We start from the raw sequence: 16017 nt of genomic DNA, 5'->3' as shown, positions 1-16017 counted from the left end.
ATTCAAATTACGATTTCCTCCTCTTCTACATCAACAGTTTAGTAGCTTAAGCATCCAGACATTTCTAAATACAAGTTTTGCAATTATTTAAAAAATAGCTCATCAAATAGATAATCATCGCATATCACAGTGCTGTACTCTCAGTCACAGCTACTGTGCTTTAAAATTTAATAATTAAGGAAATAAATAACCATGAGAAAACAAGAGTGATAATTCCGGCAAAAGTTAAGGATGTATGCCGTTAAGTGGATCAAATATTATATTTAACGATGACAGGATTGCAGGAAAACATTCAGGACAATACTGCCAACTATAGAATATCCTGAACAAACCATAAGACTTTGCAATAAAGTTATCTTACCACTCCCTATTGGCAACCAGTTCTTCCATATCAATATCCAGATAACCCGCCTCCTGTACCACCATCATCATAGCCTCAGCAATATAATCAGCTGCTGCATCATCTAGAGATGAATCCATCTGCTCAAACTTGGGTTTCATTTTATTGATTTGAACTATGATCTCCTGAGCGGAAGAATATATATCTGTGTGAATCAAAGAACTTGCTGTAATTTTTTCAGAAAACTGTAGCAGCAACTGTTTAATACGTGATACCAGCTCATCAGGATAGTATTCATCCTCAAACATAGGAGTTAATAATTCATCATTCATTACTTATTCTCAAAAATAAAAATCCGAGCCTAAAGAACCCGGATTCAGTCAAATATAGAAACCATCAGGCAGACAGTGTAGCACACCAGATTTTAATCGCATCACTGGTAGCCTTCACGTCGTGTACCCTTACGATAGATGCCCCCTGCTGTATACTCAAAAGATGCGCTGTGACACTGCCAATTATACGATCTTTTACCTCTGCGCCCTCCAGGGCCTCACCAATGAAGCGCTTACGTGACAGTGCAGATAGAACCGGATAACCTAATTCATTAAGCCGCCAGAAATCCTGCAACAGTTTCAGGTTATGGCTAACATTCTTGGCAAAGCCAAAGCCTGGATCAATAATGATATTATCTGCCCGCACTCCTGCTGCGATAGCCGCCTCAACTCTTACAGTCAACTCACGAAGCACTTCTTCAACTACATCTTCATAATTGGCCAGCTGGTTCATTGTGGTAGGCTCACCACGCATATGCATGATGACTACCGGTATATCCAGCTCTGCCGCCACTGCAAGTGCATCTGGGCGACTCAATGCCCGCACATCATTCCAGATATGGGCTCCCTTCTTCACTGCCTGGCGGATTACTTCAGGCTCACTGGTATCAACAGATATAATTACATCATGTTGCGCCAAAGCTTCCACTACAGGAATTACACGTTGAAGCTCTTCTTTAACCGATACTGGAGTAGCACCTGGCCGAGTAGATTCCCCTCCAATATCAATAATAGTTGCCCCATCTCTTATCATCTGCAAAGCATACTGGAGAGCTTGTTCTTTATGCTTATATTTTCCGCCGTCACTAAAAGAGTCAGGAGTAACATTTAAAATCCCCATAATATGCGGGCGAGCTAAATCCAGACTTACATCCTTGCATTGTAAAGTCTGTTTAGGTAATGGCATTAGCCGCATTGGTCTCTCCTGATCTTATGATTGATACATTTTAACAAGTTAACTTCAGGCTGAGTGTTAAGTTATTTTCATGTTTTTATTTTTAAATAATAAAAAAGAGCCACTTAAAGTGGCTCTTTTCTAAATAACTATATTTAGTTCATTGCTGGCAATGGGGGTGGTGTAGACGGACCATTTTTAGGTGGCTCTAAGTCTGCAACCGGATTATCTGCAACATAAACTTTAGGGGGCTGAGGATCACGACCTTCCATAATGTCACGGATCTGCTCACGGTCAATAGTTTCCCATTCCATCAGAGCTTTCACCATTTTATGTGCAATATCCTGATTACCTTCAAGAATATCCCAAGCAACTTTATATTGCTCATCCAGAATACGGCGCACTTCCTGATCGACTTGTTGCTGGGTAGCTTCAGAAATAGTGCGACTATTCATACTGCCCATAAATGACTGCTGTGAATCATCTTCATAGACCATTACACCCAATTTGTCAGACATACCGTATTTGGTGACCATCGCGCGTGCCATTTTTGTTGCACGTTCAAAGTCGTTAGATGCACCCGTTGACTGCTGATGAATAAAGATCTCTTCTGCAATCCGGCCACCGAACAAAATAGATATCTCGTTCAGCATTTTGTCCTTGTAATGGCTGGTCTGATCAAACTCTGGTAACTGCCAGGTTACGCCTAAAGCCCAACCACGCGGCATAATTGTTACCTTATGGACCGGATCAGTACCGGGCAGCATCTCAGCAACGATTGCATGTCCTGCTTCATGATAAGCAGTAGCACGGCGCTCTTCTTCACGAAGAACCATCGATTTACGCTCTGGCCCCATATACAGTTTATCTTTTGCATCCTCGAAGTCATGCATGTCGACTGTGTTCTTGTTGCGACGTGCCGCAAAAAGAGCTGCCTCATTGACCAGGTTTGCCAGTTGGGCACCCGAAAAGCCAGGTGTACCACGCGCCAACACTTTAACATCTACACCGGTAGTTGAAGGCAGTTTTCTTAAATGAACATTCAGAATCTGTTCACGACCTTTGATGTCTGGCAAACCTACCATTACTTGACGGTCAAAACGACCTGGACGAAGCAAGGCTTTATCGAGTACATCAGCACGGTTAGTGGCTGCAATTACGATAATACCTTCATTTCCTTCAAAACCATCCATTTCAACCAGCATTTGGTTAAGAGTCTGCTCACGTTCATCATGTCCGCCACCTGTACCTGAACCACGATGACGACCCACTGCATCAATCTCGTCAATGAAAATGATACAAGGTGCATGACGTTTAGCCTGCTCAAACATGTCACGTACACGCGAGGCACCAACACCAACAAACATTTCAACAAAATCAGAACCGGAGATGCTAAAAAACGGTACTTTTGCTTCGCCGGCAATAGCTTTGGCGAGCAAGGTTTTACCTGTACCCGGCGGGCCTACCATTAAAACACCTTTAGGAATGGTCGCGCCTAGACGCTTAAATTTTGCCGGATCTTTCAAGAAATCGACAATTTCAACCACTTCCTGTTTGGCCTCATCACAACCCGCCACATCGGCAAAGGTTACTTTAATCTGGTCTTCAGACAACATTTTTGCTTTGGATTTACCAAAGCTCATTGGCCCGTTCTTGCCACCTGCACCGCCACCCATATTTCGCATAAAGAACATGAATAACAAGATGATTAGAAGTACAGGAAAGCTTGCAATGAGTAATTGCATCAATAAACCTTGACGTTGCGGTGCTGTACCCTCAACGACAACATTATTTTTGATAAGGCTAGGCATAAGCTCAGGGTCTTGAACCGCAGGACGAATGCTTTCAAACTCTGAACCGTTGACTTTTTCGCCATTAATACGCTCGCCATCAATTGTGACTTGCTTAATTTGACCGGCATTAACCGCTGCCACGAATTCGGAATAATTCATCGCAGTCGGCTTGTTGCGGTCACTGATGTTACTGAAAATCAAGATCAGAACACCCAGTATTATTAGCCACAATACGGCATTCTTGAAGAGATCGCTCAAAGCTTTATTCCCATATCAATCTAATTTGATCATGCCCAAAATTTCTGGGGTGACCCTAACAAAAAACTGTAAAACAGCATGCAATGTCTAAAAAAGTACAAAATGCACAATTTTTGACGGGTTGGCAAGTAAAGTTTATTGCAACGCTTTTTTACGGCCTTGTCCAATTAAAAACACTTCTTTCGAACGGGCTCGTGATGCGGCGGGTTTAACAGTTTTTAACACATCAAAACTATCAACCACCTGCTTGCGAAACTCATCAAAGCCAGCCCCTTGGAATACTTTTACCACAAACTGTCCGTTGGGTCCGAGTACCTTTTGTGCAAAATCTAAAGCAAGTTCACACAAATATATCTGGCGGGGCTGATCAACCGCCCTATTACCAGATGTATTGGGGGCCATATCCGAAATTACAACGTCTACCTGACGCCCATTTAAAATATTTAACAATTTTTCGAATACTTCTTCTTCACGGAAGTCACCCTGCAAGAAGGTGACATCTGCCAAAGCATCCATCGGAAGAATATCGGACGCAATTACTAGTCCTTTATCCCCTACCAGTTTACCTGCTATCTGCGACCAGCTCCCTGGAGCCGCTCCCAGATCAACTACAGTCATGCCCGGTTTGATGAGCTTATATTTTTCCTGGATCTCAAGAAGTTTATAGGCAGCGCGTGCACGATAGCCTTCCTTTTGCGCCTTTTTTACAAAAGGGTCGTCCAGATGCTCTCTCATCCACGCACGACTACTTTTAGATAACTTCTGGTTGGTAATGCGTGTTGCCATAACTACTAAATATTGAAATAACTTCTATTTTTTTATTGTACGTGAAAAATGTGCAGCTTGCAGTATACATCTGTATCTAAAGCGCCTTCCCCAACGGATATTTTTAATAAGCTTCATCGATAATTTAAGAGTTTTAGAGTGTTTGAATCCGGTTTTTGCTATACTGGGGCGTTTTTAAATTTAGGTTATATTTCATGGCGGCTCTCTCTATTCAAGAACGCAAGCGTTTACGTCAAATTGGACATGCTCTTAATCCAGTAGTAATGATCGGGGGGCAAGGCCTGACCGAAGGCGTGATTGAAGAAACCAACCGCGCACTAAACGATCATGAACTAATTAAAGTGAAGATTGCTGGCGAAGATCGTGAAGCACGTGGACAGGTTATTGATGCGTTAATAGAAGCTACTGGTGCTCAGGCAGTACAGAAAATTGGTAAAATTGTTCTGCTTTATAAAAAGGCAGCCAAACAGAATCAGCATTTGTCGAATCTGGTTCGTCACGCGCATCTTTCAAGCTGATCATTTTCTCTTATGGCTAGTTACGAACTTAATCCTTTTAAAAGGTTTTCTGCTATTTCCTTGGTAGGGGCAGTTGAACAGCAAGATCAGGCTTCTTTAAATATCGGTTTCTGGATTAGTGACCCAAACCAGCTAATCCTTTGGCCAGATAAAGTCGCATCAAATCCACGCCGTGACTATCTATGGGAAAATACCTGTTATGAAATTTTCATTGGTGTAAAAGATCAAGATTTTTATCGAGAGATTAACCTTTCCCCTTCTGAAGCTTGGCAAGCTTACCAGTTCGAAGAGTATCGCTATCCGGAAGATATTCCTCCAAAACCAGCTTATGATATTGAGTTAAATCAGCTCAAGCGGACACATTATGGTTTAAATGTGAGTCTGGATCTGGGACGGTTTATGGCAGACCATGAATTGAAGTGGTCAGATTTATATCTTGGCTTGTCGGCAGTACTTAAAACTTCACAAGAAGTACATTATTTCGCTATGCAGCATAGTAGCCCGCAACCAGATTTTCATAATAAGCGTGACTGGCTACATCAGTTTTGAAACTTCCAGTAATAATTTAAAAAAGTGAGTTTATACTCACTTTTTTATTATTTATTCGACTTAATTATGACGCTGAACCTTATTCCACACTTCAACAGCATTTGCTTTAGAGCGTTTAAATGTCTCTGTCAGGTTTTCTTTATGTTTTAATGAAATCTGGCTGATGTCTGCTTTCAAATCTTGGCTTAATTTGGCAAGCTCATCCACCAGATGAGTAAACTCACTTTTAACCAGATTTTTTAATTCAGAAATTTCTTGACCCGAAAAGGTTAGTTGACTTTTCAACGACTCTAAACGCGCCCATAACGCCTGGTTGGATTCACGCGCAGGCTCCTGCTGTGTTAACGTTTCTGATGCTGTGTTGACAACTGGTGTAGTCTCAATTACTTCATTCTTTTGTTCTTTAGCCAATGGCTGAGCTGCTTTCTTAGCTTTTTGAGAAGAATTAGTCATAATAATATTTCCTGCTGTGATGAAAATTATAAAATCATCTTAATTTATTGAATAAAAAATGATCTATTTATTGTCTGACAATTATTAAAAATCTTGCTTGCTCTCTCATTCTTTTCTCATGGAAGGCTTGCGCTTGTGTTTATTTGAAGTTACAAGCTCCCTATCTGATATAAACATCATAATTAGCGTGGACTTTTAGACTCTTCATGCGTACAATACGCTGTTAAGTTACAAGCGAGCAGACCAAAAGGAGGGCGTGTTTTTTTTAGACAGCCACCCTTTTTTTATGTCTACTCGCTTTTTTACAGCCTAAAATTCAGGAGCTTTGGTTTGAGCATCCCCGCCATTTTAGCCCTTGCAGACGGAACTATCTTTAAAGGTAAGTCTATCGGTGCATCGGGTTGTACGACTGGTGAAGTCGTTTTTAACACCGCCATGACTGGCTATCAAGAAATTTTGACTGACCCAAGTTATGCACAACAGCTTGTGACATTAACTTATCCCCATATTGGCAATACTGGCTGTAATACTGAAGATGCCGAGTCCGGCCGTATTCAGAAAGTCTGGGCCAATGGCCTGATTATTCGCGACCTGCCTTTATTGCATAGCAACTTCCGTGCAGATATGTCTCTTGGTGAATATCTTGAGCAGAATAATGTTGTTGCGATTGCAGATATTGATACCCGCAAACTGACCCGTATCTTGCGGGATAAGGGCGCGCAGAATGGCTGTATTCTTGCAGGTGAAAATATTACTGCTGAAGAAGCATTAGAAAAAGCGCGGGCTTTTGGCGGTCTTGAAGGTCTAGACCTGGCAAAAGAGTGCTGTGATCCAGAAGGTTTTGAATGGACCGAAGGCTCATGGGCATTAGGTCAAGGCTTTACCCAGCCTGAATTAAAATATCATGTAGTAGCATATGACTATGGTGTCAAAACCAACATCTTGCGTATGCTTGCAGATCGCGGCTGTAAATTGACCGTTGTACCTGCCCAGACCCCTGTTGAAAAAGTACTGGCACTTAATCCTGATGGCGTTTTCCTGTCCAATGGACCAGGTGACCCGGCTGCATGCGGTTATGCAATTGAAGCTGTAAAAACTATTGTCGAAACAACTACACTACCGGTCTTCGGTATCTGTTTAGGGCATCAAATTCTGGCTCTTGCAAGTGGAGCAGCTACCCTCAAGATGGGTCATGGTCACCATGGCGCCAACCATCCTGTACAGAATATTGAAGATGGTACAGTGATGATCACTTCGCAGAACCACGGTTTTGCGGTAGATGAAAGTACCTTACCTGAAGTGTTACGTGTAACTCACCGTTCGCTGTTTGATGGTACAAACCAAGGTATTCATCGTACTGATAAACCGGCTTTCAGTTTCCAAGGACATCCTGAAGCGAGTCCTGGTCCGCATGATTGCGCACCGCTGTTTGATCATTTCATTGAACTTATCGAAGCATCTAAGAAGTAATTAAGGAGCGAAATAATGCCTAAACGTACGGATATTAAAAGCATCTTAATTATTGGTGCTGGCCCTATTGTAATTGGTCAGGCATGCGAGTTTGACTATTCAGGTGCACAAGCATGTAAAGCGCTGCGTGAAGAAGGCTACCGTGTTATTTTGGTGAACTCTAACCCGGCAACCATTATGACCGACCCTGCAATGGCAGATGCTACTTACATCGAGCCAATCACTTGGCAGACTGTTGCCGCGATCATTGAGAAAGAGCGTCCGGATGCGGTCCTTCCAACCATGGGTGGTCAAACTGCGTTGAACTGTGCGCTTGCACTTGACGCAAATGGTGTATTAGAGAAATATAATGTTGAATTGATTGGGGCGACCAAAGAAGCGATCGAAAAAGCAGAAGACCGTAAACTGTTCGACCAAGCAATGCGTAAGATTGGTCTTGAGTGTCCAAAAGCTGCGATTGCAGAGTCAATGGAAGAAGCACTTGAAATTCAAGCTCGTTTCGGCTTCCCAGTGATTATCCGCCCATCATTCACCATGGGTGGTTCTGGTGGCGGTATCGCTTATAACCGCGAAGAATTCCTTGAAATCTGTGAACGCGGTTTTGATCTTTCTCCGACTAAACAGTTATTGATCGATGAGTCTTTAATTGGCTGGAAAGAGTACGAGATGGAAGTTGTTCGTGACAAAAATGACAACTGTATCATCGTATGTGCGATCGAAAACTTTGATCCAATGGGTGTACACACCGGTGACTCAATCACTGTTGCACCTGCACAAACATTGACTGATAAAGAATACCAATTGATGCGTAATGCATCTTTAGCAGTTCTTCGTGAAATTGGTGTTGAAACAGGTGGTTCTAACGTTCAGTTTGGTATCAATCCAAAAGATGGTCGTATGGTGATCATCGAGATGAACCCGCGTGTATCACGGTCATCTGCGCTTGCATCAAAAGCAACAGGTTTCCCGATTGCAAAAATTGCAGCGAAACTGGCTGTTGGCTATACCCTTGATGAACTGAAAAATGATATTACTGGTGGTACAACTCCGGCATCTTTCGAACCTGCGATTGACTATGTCGTCACCAAAGTTCCACGTTTCAACTTCGAAAAATTCCCGCAAGCTGACGCGACTTTAACAACTCAGATGAAATCTGTCGGTGAAGTCATGGCCATTGGCCGTAACTTCCAGGAATCTGTGAATAAAGCACTTCGTGGATTAGAAGTGGGCGCTTCCGGTTTTGATGAAAAAATCGAAGTGGGTACTGAAGGTGCACGCGAGAAGATTCTTCAGGAACTTAAAGTTCCAGGTCCAGAGCGTATCTGGTATGTAGCGGATGCATTCCGTCATGGTTTCACTTTAGACGAAGTATTTGCAGCTACCAATATCGACCGCTGGTTCCTGGTCCAGATCGAAGATATCATCAACACTGAAAACCAGATCAAAACTTTAGGTTTCGGTGACTTGAACGCGGACAACATCCGTTCATTCAAACGTAAAGGTTTATCGGACCTGCGCATTGCGAACTTGATGGGTATTTCACAAAAACAATTCCGTAAACACCGTTGGAACCTGGGCGTAACTCCAGTGTATAAACGTGTCGATACATGTGCTGCAGAATTCGAATCAGATACAGCATACATGTACTCAACTTACGATGAAGAGTGTGAGTCTAACCCATCGAACCGTGACAAGATTATGGTGATCGGCGGTGGACCTAACCGTATTGGTCAAGGGATCGAGTTCGATTACTGCTGTGTACACGCGGCGCTTGCAATGCGTGAAGATGGCTATGAAACCATCATGGTGAACTGTAACCCTGAGACTGTTTCTACGGATTATGACACATCAGACCGTTTGTACTTCGAACCGATTACCTTGGAAGATGTACTTGAAATCGTTCGTACAGAGAAGCCTAAAGGCATCATCGTACAATACGGTGGTCAAACGCCGCTTAAATTGGCTCGTGCTTTAGAAGAAGCGGGTGCGCCAATTATCGGCACATCACCTGACGCGATTGACCGTGCAGAAGACCGTGAACGTTTCCAGCAAATGATTCAACGTCTGCAACTACGTCAACCAAACAACAGTATCGTAAAATCTGCTGAAGAAGGTATGGCTGAAGCAGCGAAAGTCGGCTACCCGCTTGTGGTACGTCCTTCTTACGTTCTTGGTGGCCGTGCGATGGAAATCGTATACAACGACGAAGAACTCAAACGCTACTTACGTGATGCGGTTCAGGCATCTAACGAAGCGCCAGTTCTGCTTGACCGCTTCCTGGATGACGCAATTGAAGTTGACGTTGACTGCGTGTCTGACGGTAAAGACGTTGTGATCGGCGGGATCATGCAGCATATTGAACAAGCGGGAATTCACTCAGGTGACTCAGCATGTTCTATTCCTCCGTACTCTTTATCTAAAGAAGTTCAGGACGAAATGCGCCGTCAAACCATCGCGATGGCGAAAGAGCTTGGCGTAATCGGTTTAATGAACGTACAGTTTGCGGTGAAAGGCGACGATGTTTACATCCTGGAAGTGAACCCACGTGCATCACGTACAGTGCCTTTCGTTTCTAAGTGTATCGGCGAATCTTTAGCGAAAGTCGCTGCACGTTGTATGGCAGGTCAATCTCTTGAGTCACAAGGCTTCACGGCTGAGATTATCCCTGAGCACTTCTCTGTAAAAGAAGCAGTGTTTCCATTCAACAAATTCCCTGGTGTTGACCCGATCCTTGGCCCTGAGATGAAGTCTACAGGTGAAGTGATGGGTGTGGGTAAAACATTTGGTGAAGCATTCTATAAAGCAGTGCTAGGTGCAAATGAACGTTTACCTGGTCTTCCAACTGAAGGCGAAGTGAAACATGCATTCATCTCTGTACGAGACTCAGATAAACCGCGTGCTGTCGGTATTGCGAAACAATTAATTGACCTAGGCTTCAAGATTCTTGCGACTGATGGTACATTTAAAGTGATTAGCGAAGCTGGTCTTGAATGTGAACGCGTGAATAAAGTGACTGAAGGTCGTCCTAACATTGTGGACCGTATCAAAAACGGTGAAATCCACCTTGTCATTAATACGACTGAAGGCAAAAAGGCACAAGAAGACTCATTCTCGATCCGTCGTTCAGCACTTCAAGGTAAAGTGTATAATACAACTACATTGAATGGTGCGGACGCTGTATGCCAAGCTCTAGCAATTAAATTGCCAATGGATGTATATCGTTTGCAAGACCTAACTAAAGGTTAATTCGCTTCCAAGAAGTCCCGCTACCTTCTTGGTGGCGGGCTTTTTTTTATTTATATATTTTACATCCTTCCACTGACTTTTGAGGGACAACATGCAACGTTATCCTATGACCCCTGAAGGCAAAACTGCCTTAGAGAAAGAATTACACCAGCTTAAAACTGTAGAACGTCCACGTATTACAGCAGCGATTGCAGAAGCACGTGAACATGGCGACTTGAAAGAAAATGCAGAATACCACGCTGCACGTGAACAGCAAGGTTTCTGTGAAGGTCGTATTCAGGACATCGAAGGTAAACTGGGTGCAGCTCAGGTTATCGATATTAAAGATCTTGAGCAGAATGGCCGTGTAGTTTTCGGTGTAACAGTAACTATTGAAAATCTTGATACTGAAGAACAGAAAACTTATAAAATCGTTGGTGATGATGAAGCTGACTTTAAAATTAATAAAATTTCTGTGAACTCACCTATTGCACGCGGACTTTTAGGCAAAAGCGAAGGTGATGAGGCAAAAATCGTTACGCCTCAAGGTGAAGTAGAATATGAAATTGTGAGTGTTGAATATATTTAGTCAAACACGATACACATAAAGCCCCTTTCATCAGGGGCTTTTGATTGACAATATTATTTTCGCTCATCTCAAATTTTAAAATTTTTCAGATATAATCTACTGCTCTTCAGTATTTAATTTTTCTTATGGATCAGCTGATCAACTCTCCGGTTAAACACTGGTGTGAGTTCGAATTCATCTCGAAGACAGTAAAGAATCCGAATATTCATATTAAAGGCAATTATAGTTATTACTCAGCCTATTGGGATCAAGGGTTTGAACGTTGTGTAGTGCGTTATCTTCATGATAAACCTGCTACCCCAGATAAACCGATTGATCAGCTTTATATTGGTAATTTTGTCTGCTTTGGTGCTGAAAGTGTCATTATGATGGGGGGTAATCAGCTACACCGTACAGAATGGATTTCAGTATTTCCCTTTGATACCCGTAGTTTTGTGCCAGCAGGAGATACAATTATTAGTGACGGTTGCTGGATTGGTAGCCGTGCCATGATTATGCAAGGTGTAAAACTGGGAGAAGGCGCAGTAATAGCAACAGGTGCTGTAGTAACTAAAGATGTTCCACCTTATGCAGTTGTCGGTGGTGTACCTGCACGAATTATTAAATATCGTTTTTCTCAAGAAGACATCCAGAAGCTGCTTTCCCTTAAGCTTTATGATATGGACGAAAAGCAGTTATTAAAAATACGCGGGCAACTACAGACAGATAACGTTTCATCTCTAGTAGCATTTTTAAATGAATTTTAATCCGCATCTGATAGAGACTGTATATTAATTTTTATCTTGCTAATTTCCAGACAGAGAGAATTGATGATCTTAAGTTGATTTAGAAATTCAGGGTAGCCACTGAAATTTTTTTAAGTTTATCTTTCCATTTATGACTGTTAGGCCCTCTTCAATTAATAAAACAGACTGTATATTTTGACCTTGTGTATTTAATTTACTTAGGCTAATTCTACCTTGACTATTAATTACGCGATGCCATGGAATATCAGTTTCTATAGGCAGATTTTTGAGTATATAGCCGACTAATCGTGCATGTTTTGGCAACCCGGCAAGACGCGCAACCTGTCCATAAGTTGCAACTTTACCACAAGGAATCAGACTAATAACTTCTAAAATCTGTCCATATAATTCATGTGCAGAAGAAATAACATCCTCCTTAAAATCTATAGCTTTATAAAGTATAAGAAAACTCAAAATTCTAAATAGATTATCACTTAAGTTTAAAAAAATTTTAACTAAAGACAAAAAAGGACCCGAAGGTCCTTTTTTGTTACCTTATATATTTAGAAAATAATTTGGCCATTCTGTAACAGTTCATCCAATGTAATGGCACTTGGCTGATTGGTCAGCTGTAATAATGGAGTGGCAATAAAAGTAGTTCCGGTTCCATCCCGGTCGATGGACAAGGTTACAGTTGATGACGTTGAATTATAGTTTAGCTGGATATATTGTCCCAGATTATTAGCATTAACCTCGCCTCCTAGCAGATCTGACACATCAATCCGGTCAGCCTGGTTATCGGTACGAATATTACCTACATGGAAGTCTGTCCAGGTATCAGTACCATTACCGCCTCTTGCATTAGCCGCAACCAGTAAATCAAACACTACAGTATCAGCGCCTGGGCCACCAGTAATAGTGTCATTGCCTGCACCACCATTAATATAATCATTACCTGCCCCTGCATTTAAAGTATCATCACCATTACCACCTCGCAGGATATCATTTCCTGAACCGCCATTTAACGTATCATTTCCATCATAACCATAGAGGCGCTGAGATACAGTACTATTGCTATTACCCAAGATATTAGCATTAGCATTACCCTCAACAATCGGTGAAGCGCTTCCTGAAAGTAGACCACCTAACAGATCTACACTTGCAATCTCACCTCGGCTATATGAGGTAGATGAGCCTTGGCTATCTGTAGCAACCACATTCAAATTATTCAGTAAATTCAGATTTAAGATGCCTCCCAGCAAACCACCCGATAATTTGACTGATGCCAAGAATTCATTAATTTCCTGATTATCAAGTACCTGCCCTTGTGCAGCTTCAATCGTAATACGCGCCGGACGGCCAGGAATTAATGGTAAAGCTAATTGACTGCTTTGCGTAGTAACATTATAACCAAATAAATTAGCTAACCCTGTTGAGAAGCTAAAATTCTCTCCACCCAGTGATACTGCAGAATTTAATGTAATTTCTACTCTTCTTAAATCGCCATTTGCATCTGCCGCTGCAAATAGTTGCTGATTTAAATCAATCAGACCTGCTACATCTGCGCCTACAACGCCCAGTAGAGCATTACTGTTAACAGCTGCAACAGGTGCAACCTGGCCAATAATATTCAAGTTAAAGTTAGCAGTTGTAATATTACCTGCCGTATCTGTTACTCTAGCCTGCCAAGTATGATTTACACCGGTCGCAGATGAAGACAGTGCTGTGGCAGGCGTATAACTCCAGTTACCACTAGCATCTACAGTAATTGGCGTAGTTATTGTTACACCGTCCTGAATAAGCGTAATGGTACTGTTCGGCGCTGCCCTGCCAAAGATTGTTGGCGTATTATCATCAGTAATCGCACCAGAATAAATATTGCCTTGAATATTACCTGCATTATCGCCTGCACCTACGATTGTAACTACTGGCGGTGTAGTATCTAGAGTAATATTACCTAAAGAAGAGGTATTCGTATGATTGGTAGTGTCTGTTACGGTAGCCGTCACGTTGTAGGCACCATCTGCAAAACCAGCTGGAGGCGTAGCAATCCACCTGCCAGTTGCGGTGTCATACACGGCATTGACGTTCACTCCAGTACCGGAAGCAGATGTATACCTTACCACTACTGTGTTCACATCAGGATCTGCGATCACCGCGATGCGACCATCTTGGGTGATCAGGTCAGTATTACTGTTACCCGTATCATTAACTAAAGTAACTCTAGGGGCTGTTGTAGAAGTATCTGCAATGTTAATAGTAAGTTTTGCTGTATCTACTGTATTTCCATCAGATAATGTATAAGTAAATACTTCAGAACCGCCTATAGACGCTGGATCTCCATAAGCTGTATAAGTATAGGCTCCTGACGAATTAATGGTAAGTACACCATATAGTCCTTCGACTGTAATATTGCTTCCATTTGATGGAATGACTACGATAGGTCCATCAGCAATTTGTACCTGAGTAATTACACCTCCCTGTGCATCATCTGTACCGCCGTTACTGCTACCCGCACCTGTAATCACATTACCACCTGTTAAGGCTTCATTAGCAAAATCGGTTTCGGTAAGCTGGGTCGTAATATCAGTAGCTTGCAATAGTGTAAGTGTATTACTTAAAAGAGCATCTGCTAGTGAACTCAAGACTGTATTGAGTAATCCGGTAGCACCAACATTATTCAAAATAGTGACTAATGGATTAATAATCTCATCAACTGGCAAACCATTCAATGTAGTTAAAACAGGAGATAACAGCGTAGTAACTGTTGGCCCTAAAACTGGACCTAATGCATTAGAAACTGTATTGAGTACCAGCGTCTGATTTTCAGGCCCTAAAATGACGCCTGAATTTCCAAGCTCTTGTAAAGATACTCCACCACTATTATCTGAATCTAGCAAGTCAGTTAATGTACTCTCGTCATTACGAACCACAACACGATATGTACCTGGTTGCAAGCCTCTGACTGTAGCAGTTAAAGTATTATCTCCTGTTACACCTAAGATATTTAAACCAAGAACATCACCTAATAGCGAGTTTTGTGTTACTGCAGAATAGACAACATTACCATTTGCATCAACAACATCTAACCGGAAGGCATCTGCAACTGCGGCGAGTGCAGTTTGGCTTATTTCAATATTGAGTACACCAAATTGATCAGGTCCTACAATTACAGTCACACCATTGTCAGTGCCATTATCCGACTCTAATAAACCCAATACCTGAACATCTGTATCGGTCACTTCGGGATAGACTGTAGTGATCTGACTTACAATGTCCAGGTTTACGACATCATCTACGGCATTTGGTGGTGTCAAATCTATTCTTACTGGGTCTGTAGCAACGTTTCCGGCAATATCTGTAGAATTCACGCTAAGCAGCTGGTTATCCGCTACGGAAGCTGTCGGAACATTAAATGTATAGGTGCCTGTTGAACCTACTATCGTACTAACAGGATTGCCCAGATTATCTAAAATTGCTACACCTGTAGTTGTGGTTAAAGTAACAGTAGATCCTACCTCTGCTGTGCCACTCACAATGACAGTCGTCGGATCTGGATTGCCATTATCTGAATCTAAAGCAAAGCGCGCAGTAACCGTAGTGATAGTATCTATAGTAACGCCTACCGCATTGGTTATACTGCTGTTGCCATTAACATCAGTCACGACAGCTCTATATTGATAGGTGTTATCTGCGACTCCAGTCTGTGCGGCTGTTGTTGCCACCCAGGTATTTCCGCCATCCGCAGAAATCTGGTAGACCACGGTAGAACCTGTTTCCTGACCCGTTAATGTCAAATTAAATGAATTGTCATTACTGATTCCATCAGAGAGGCTGATGCCCGTATCGGAGAAATCTGCCAGACTCAGGCTTCCAGGGATTGGTGCAATATTATCTGTTGCAGTCGCGGTATCGGTGGCAGTGTTGCCATTAATATCGGTTGCGGTGGCGGTGTAGTTACCGGCGAGAGCTGGCGCGGCAATGCTGCCACTGATGCTGCCATCTGGCGCCACTGTGACCGGCACTGCTGCTCCGTTCGGGCCCTGTACGGTTACACTGGCGCCCGGTTCGGTGGTACCGCTGA

General features: G+C 42.5%; 13 protein-coding genes. 6 read left to right on the top strand and 7 right to left on the bottom strand.

What is annotated here, in order from left to right; genetic code table 11:
- Positions 1-357 precede the first annotated feature (357 nt).
- The 4 genes from B3R63_RS05115 to rlmE all read right to left on the bottom strand — a co-directional run bounded on the left by B3R63_RS05115 (position 358) and on the right by rlmE (position 4404).
- On the bottom strand, positions 358-672 hold the full coding sequence (locus B3R63_RS05115; protein ID WP_286728938.1) for a DUF5713 family protein: 315 nt from the start codon (positions 670-672) through the stop codon (positions 358-360).
- A gap of 64 nt (positions 673-736) precedes the next feature.
- Positions 737-1588 carry a dihydropteroate synthase gene (gene folP, locus B3R63_RS05110; protein ID WP_286728936.1) on the bottom strand — a complete coding sequence of 284 codons (852 nt, stop codon included), beginning with the start codon at positions 1586-1588 and terminating at the stop codon, positions 737-739.
- Between the two features lie 134 nt (positions 1589-1722).
- Positions 1723-3618: an ATP-dependent zinc metalloprotease FtsH gene (gene ftsH, locus B3R63_RS05105; RefSeq protein WP_005015684.1), complete on the bottom strand. Its 1896-nt coding sequence runs from the start codon at positions 3616-3618 to the stop codon at positions 1723-1725.
- Positions 3619-3753: 135 nt separating this feature from the next.
- The gene (rlmE, locus tag B3R63_RS05100) at positions 3754-4404 is read right to left on the bottom strand and encodes a 23S rRNA (uridine(2552)-2'-O)-methyltransferase RlmE (RefSeq protein ID WP_005015686.1); all 651 of its coding nucleotides are present in this window, start codon (positions 4402-4404) and stop codon (positions 3754-3756) included.
- A gap of 194 nt (positions 4405-4598) precedes the next feature.
- On the opposite strand from rlmE, the gene yhbY reads away from it, so the two are divergent.
- Positions 4599-4922: a ribosome assembly RNA-binding protein YhbY gene (gene yhbY / locus B3R63_RS05095; protein WP_005015688.1), complete on the top strand. Its 324-nt coding sequence runs from the start codon at positions 4599-4601 to the stop codon at positions 4920-4922.
- Positions 4923-4934: 12 nt separating this feature from the next.
- Complete coding sequence (locus tag B3R63_RS05090; protein WP_005025044.1) at positions 4935-5471, top strand: DOMON-like domain-containing protein; 537 nt, start codon at positions 4935-4937, stop codon at positions 5469-5471.
- Positions 5472-5531: 60 nt separating this feature from the next.
- On the opposite strand, the gene B3R63_RS05085 is transcribed toward B3R63_RS05090, so the two are convergent.
- The gene (locus B3R63_RS05085; RefSeq protein ID WP_106438640.1) at positions 5532-5924 is read right to left on the bottom strand and encodes a hypothetical protein; all 393 of its coding nucleotides are present in this window, start codon (positions 5922-5924) and stop codon (positions 5532-5534) included.
- A gap of 330 nt (positions 5925-6254) precedes the next feature.
- On the opposite strand from B3R63_RS05085, the gene carA reads away from it, so the two are divergent.
- The 4 genes from carA to B3R63_RS05065 all read left to right on the top strand — a co-directional run bounded on the left by carA (position 6255) and on the right by B3R63_RS05065 (position 11954).
- Positions 6255-7394: a glutamine-hydrolyzing carbamoyl-phosphate synthase small subunit gene (gene carA, locus B3R63_RS05080; protein WP_005015695.1), complete on the top strand. Its 1140-nt coding sequence runs from the start codon at positions 6255-6257 to the stop codon at positions 7392-7394.
- 15 nt (positions 7395-7409) lie between these two features.
- Positions 7410-10640: a carbamoyl-phosphate synthase large subunit gene (gene carB, locus B3R63_RS05075; RefSeq protein WP_005015696.1), complete on the top strand. Its 3231-nt coding sequence runs from the start codon at positions 7410-7412 to the stop codon at positions 10638-10640.
- 91 nt (positions 10641-10731) lie between these two features.
- Positions 10732-11208, top strand: a complete 477-nt coding sequence (gene greA, locus B3R63_RS05070) for a transcription elongation factor GreA (protein ID WP_005015697.1) — start codon at positions 10732-10734, stop codon at positions 11206-11208.
- A gap of 125 nt (positions 11209-11333) precedes the next feature.
- On the top strand, positions 11334-11954 hold the full coding sequence (locus B3R63_RS05065) for a CatB-related O-acetyltransferase (protein WP_111280622.1): 621 nt from the start codon (positions 11334-11336) through the stop codon (positions 11952-11954).
- Between the two features lie 87 nt (positions 11955-12041).
- Here B3R63_RS05065 and B3R63_RS05060 read toward each other — a convergent pair whose 3' ends face one another.
- Positions 12042-12407 (bottom strand): MGMT family protein, encoded by a 366-nt coding sequence (locus B3R63_RS05060; RefSeq protein ID WP_286729004.1) that lies wholly within the window; start codon positions 12405-12407, stop codon positions 12042-12044.
- An 89-nt stretch (positions 12408-12496) separates the two neighbouring features.
- Positions 12497-16017, bottom strand: a 3521-nt coding sequence (locus B3R63_RS05055) for a beta strand repeat-containing protein (RefSeq protein ID WP_286728928.1), incomplete at its 5' end; no start/stop codon positions are given.

Source organism: Acinetobacter sp. UBA1297 (assembly GCF_002307755.1).
In the GTDB taxonomy this organism is placed as follows: domain Bacteria; phylum Pseudomonadota; class Gammaproteobacteria; order Pseudomonadales; family Moraxellaceae; genus Acinetobacter; species Acinetobacter radioresistens.
The sequence above is the reverse complement of the archived record's forward strand: the minus strand, read 5'-3'. Positions and strand labels throughout refer to the sequence as shown.

What these genes read in the sequence shown, in the direction of transcription:
- B3R63_RS05115 (WP_286728938.1), bottom strand. Translation starts at nt 672, where the DNA reads ATGAATGATGAATTATTAACTCCTATGTTTGAGGATGAATACTATCCT.
- folP (WP_286728936.1), bottom strand. Translation starts at nt 1,588, where the DNA reads ATGCGGCTAATGCCATTACCTAAACAGACTTTACAATGCAAGGATGTA.
- rlmE (WP_005015686.1), bottom strand. Translation starts at nt 4,404, where the DNA reads ATGGCAACACGCATTACCAACCAGAAGTTATCTAAAAGTAGTCGTGCG.
- yhbY (WP_005015688.1), top strand. Translation starts at nt 4,599, where the DNA reads ATGGCGGCTCTCTCTATTCAAGAACGCAAGCGTTTACGTCAAATTGGA.
- B3R63_RS05090 (WP_005025044.1), top strand. Translation starts at nt 4,935, where the DNA reads ATGGCTAGTTACGAACTTAATCCTTTTAAAAGGTTTTCTGCTATTTCC.
- B3R63_RS05085 (WP_106438640.1), bottom strand. Translation starts at nt 5,924, where the DNA reads ATGACTAATTCTTCTCAAAAAGCTAAGAAAGCAGCTCAGCCATTGGCT.
- carB (WP_005015696.1), top strand. Translation starts at nt 7,410, where the DNA reads ATGCCTAAACGTACGGATATTAAAAGCATCTTAATTATTGGTGCTGGC.
- greA (WP_005015697.1), top strand. Translation starts at nt 10,732, where the DNA reads ATGCAACGTTATCCTATGACCCCTGAAGGCAAAACTGCCTTAGAGAAA.
- B3R63_RS05065 (WP_111280622.1), top strand. Translation starts at nt 11,334, where the DNA reads ATGGATCAGCTGATCAACTCTCCGGTTAAACACTGGTGTGAGTTCGAA.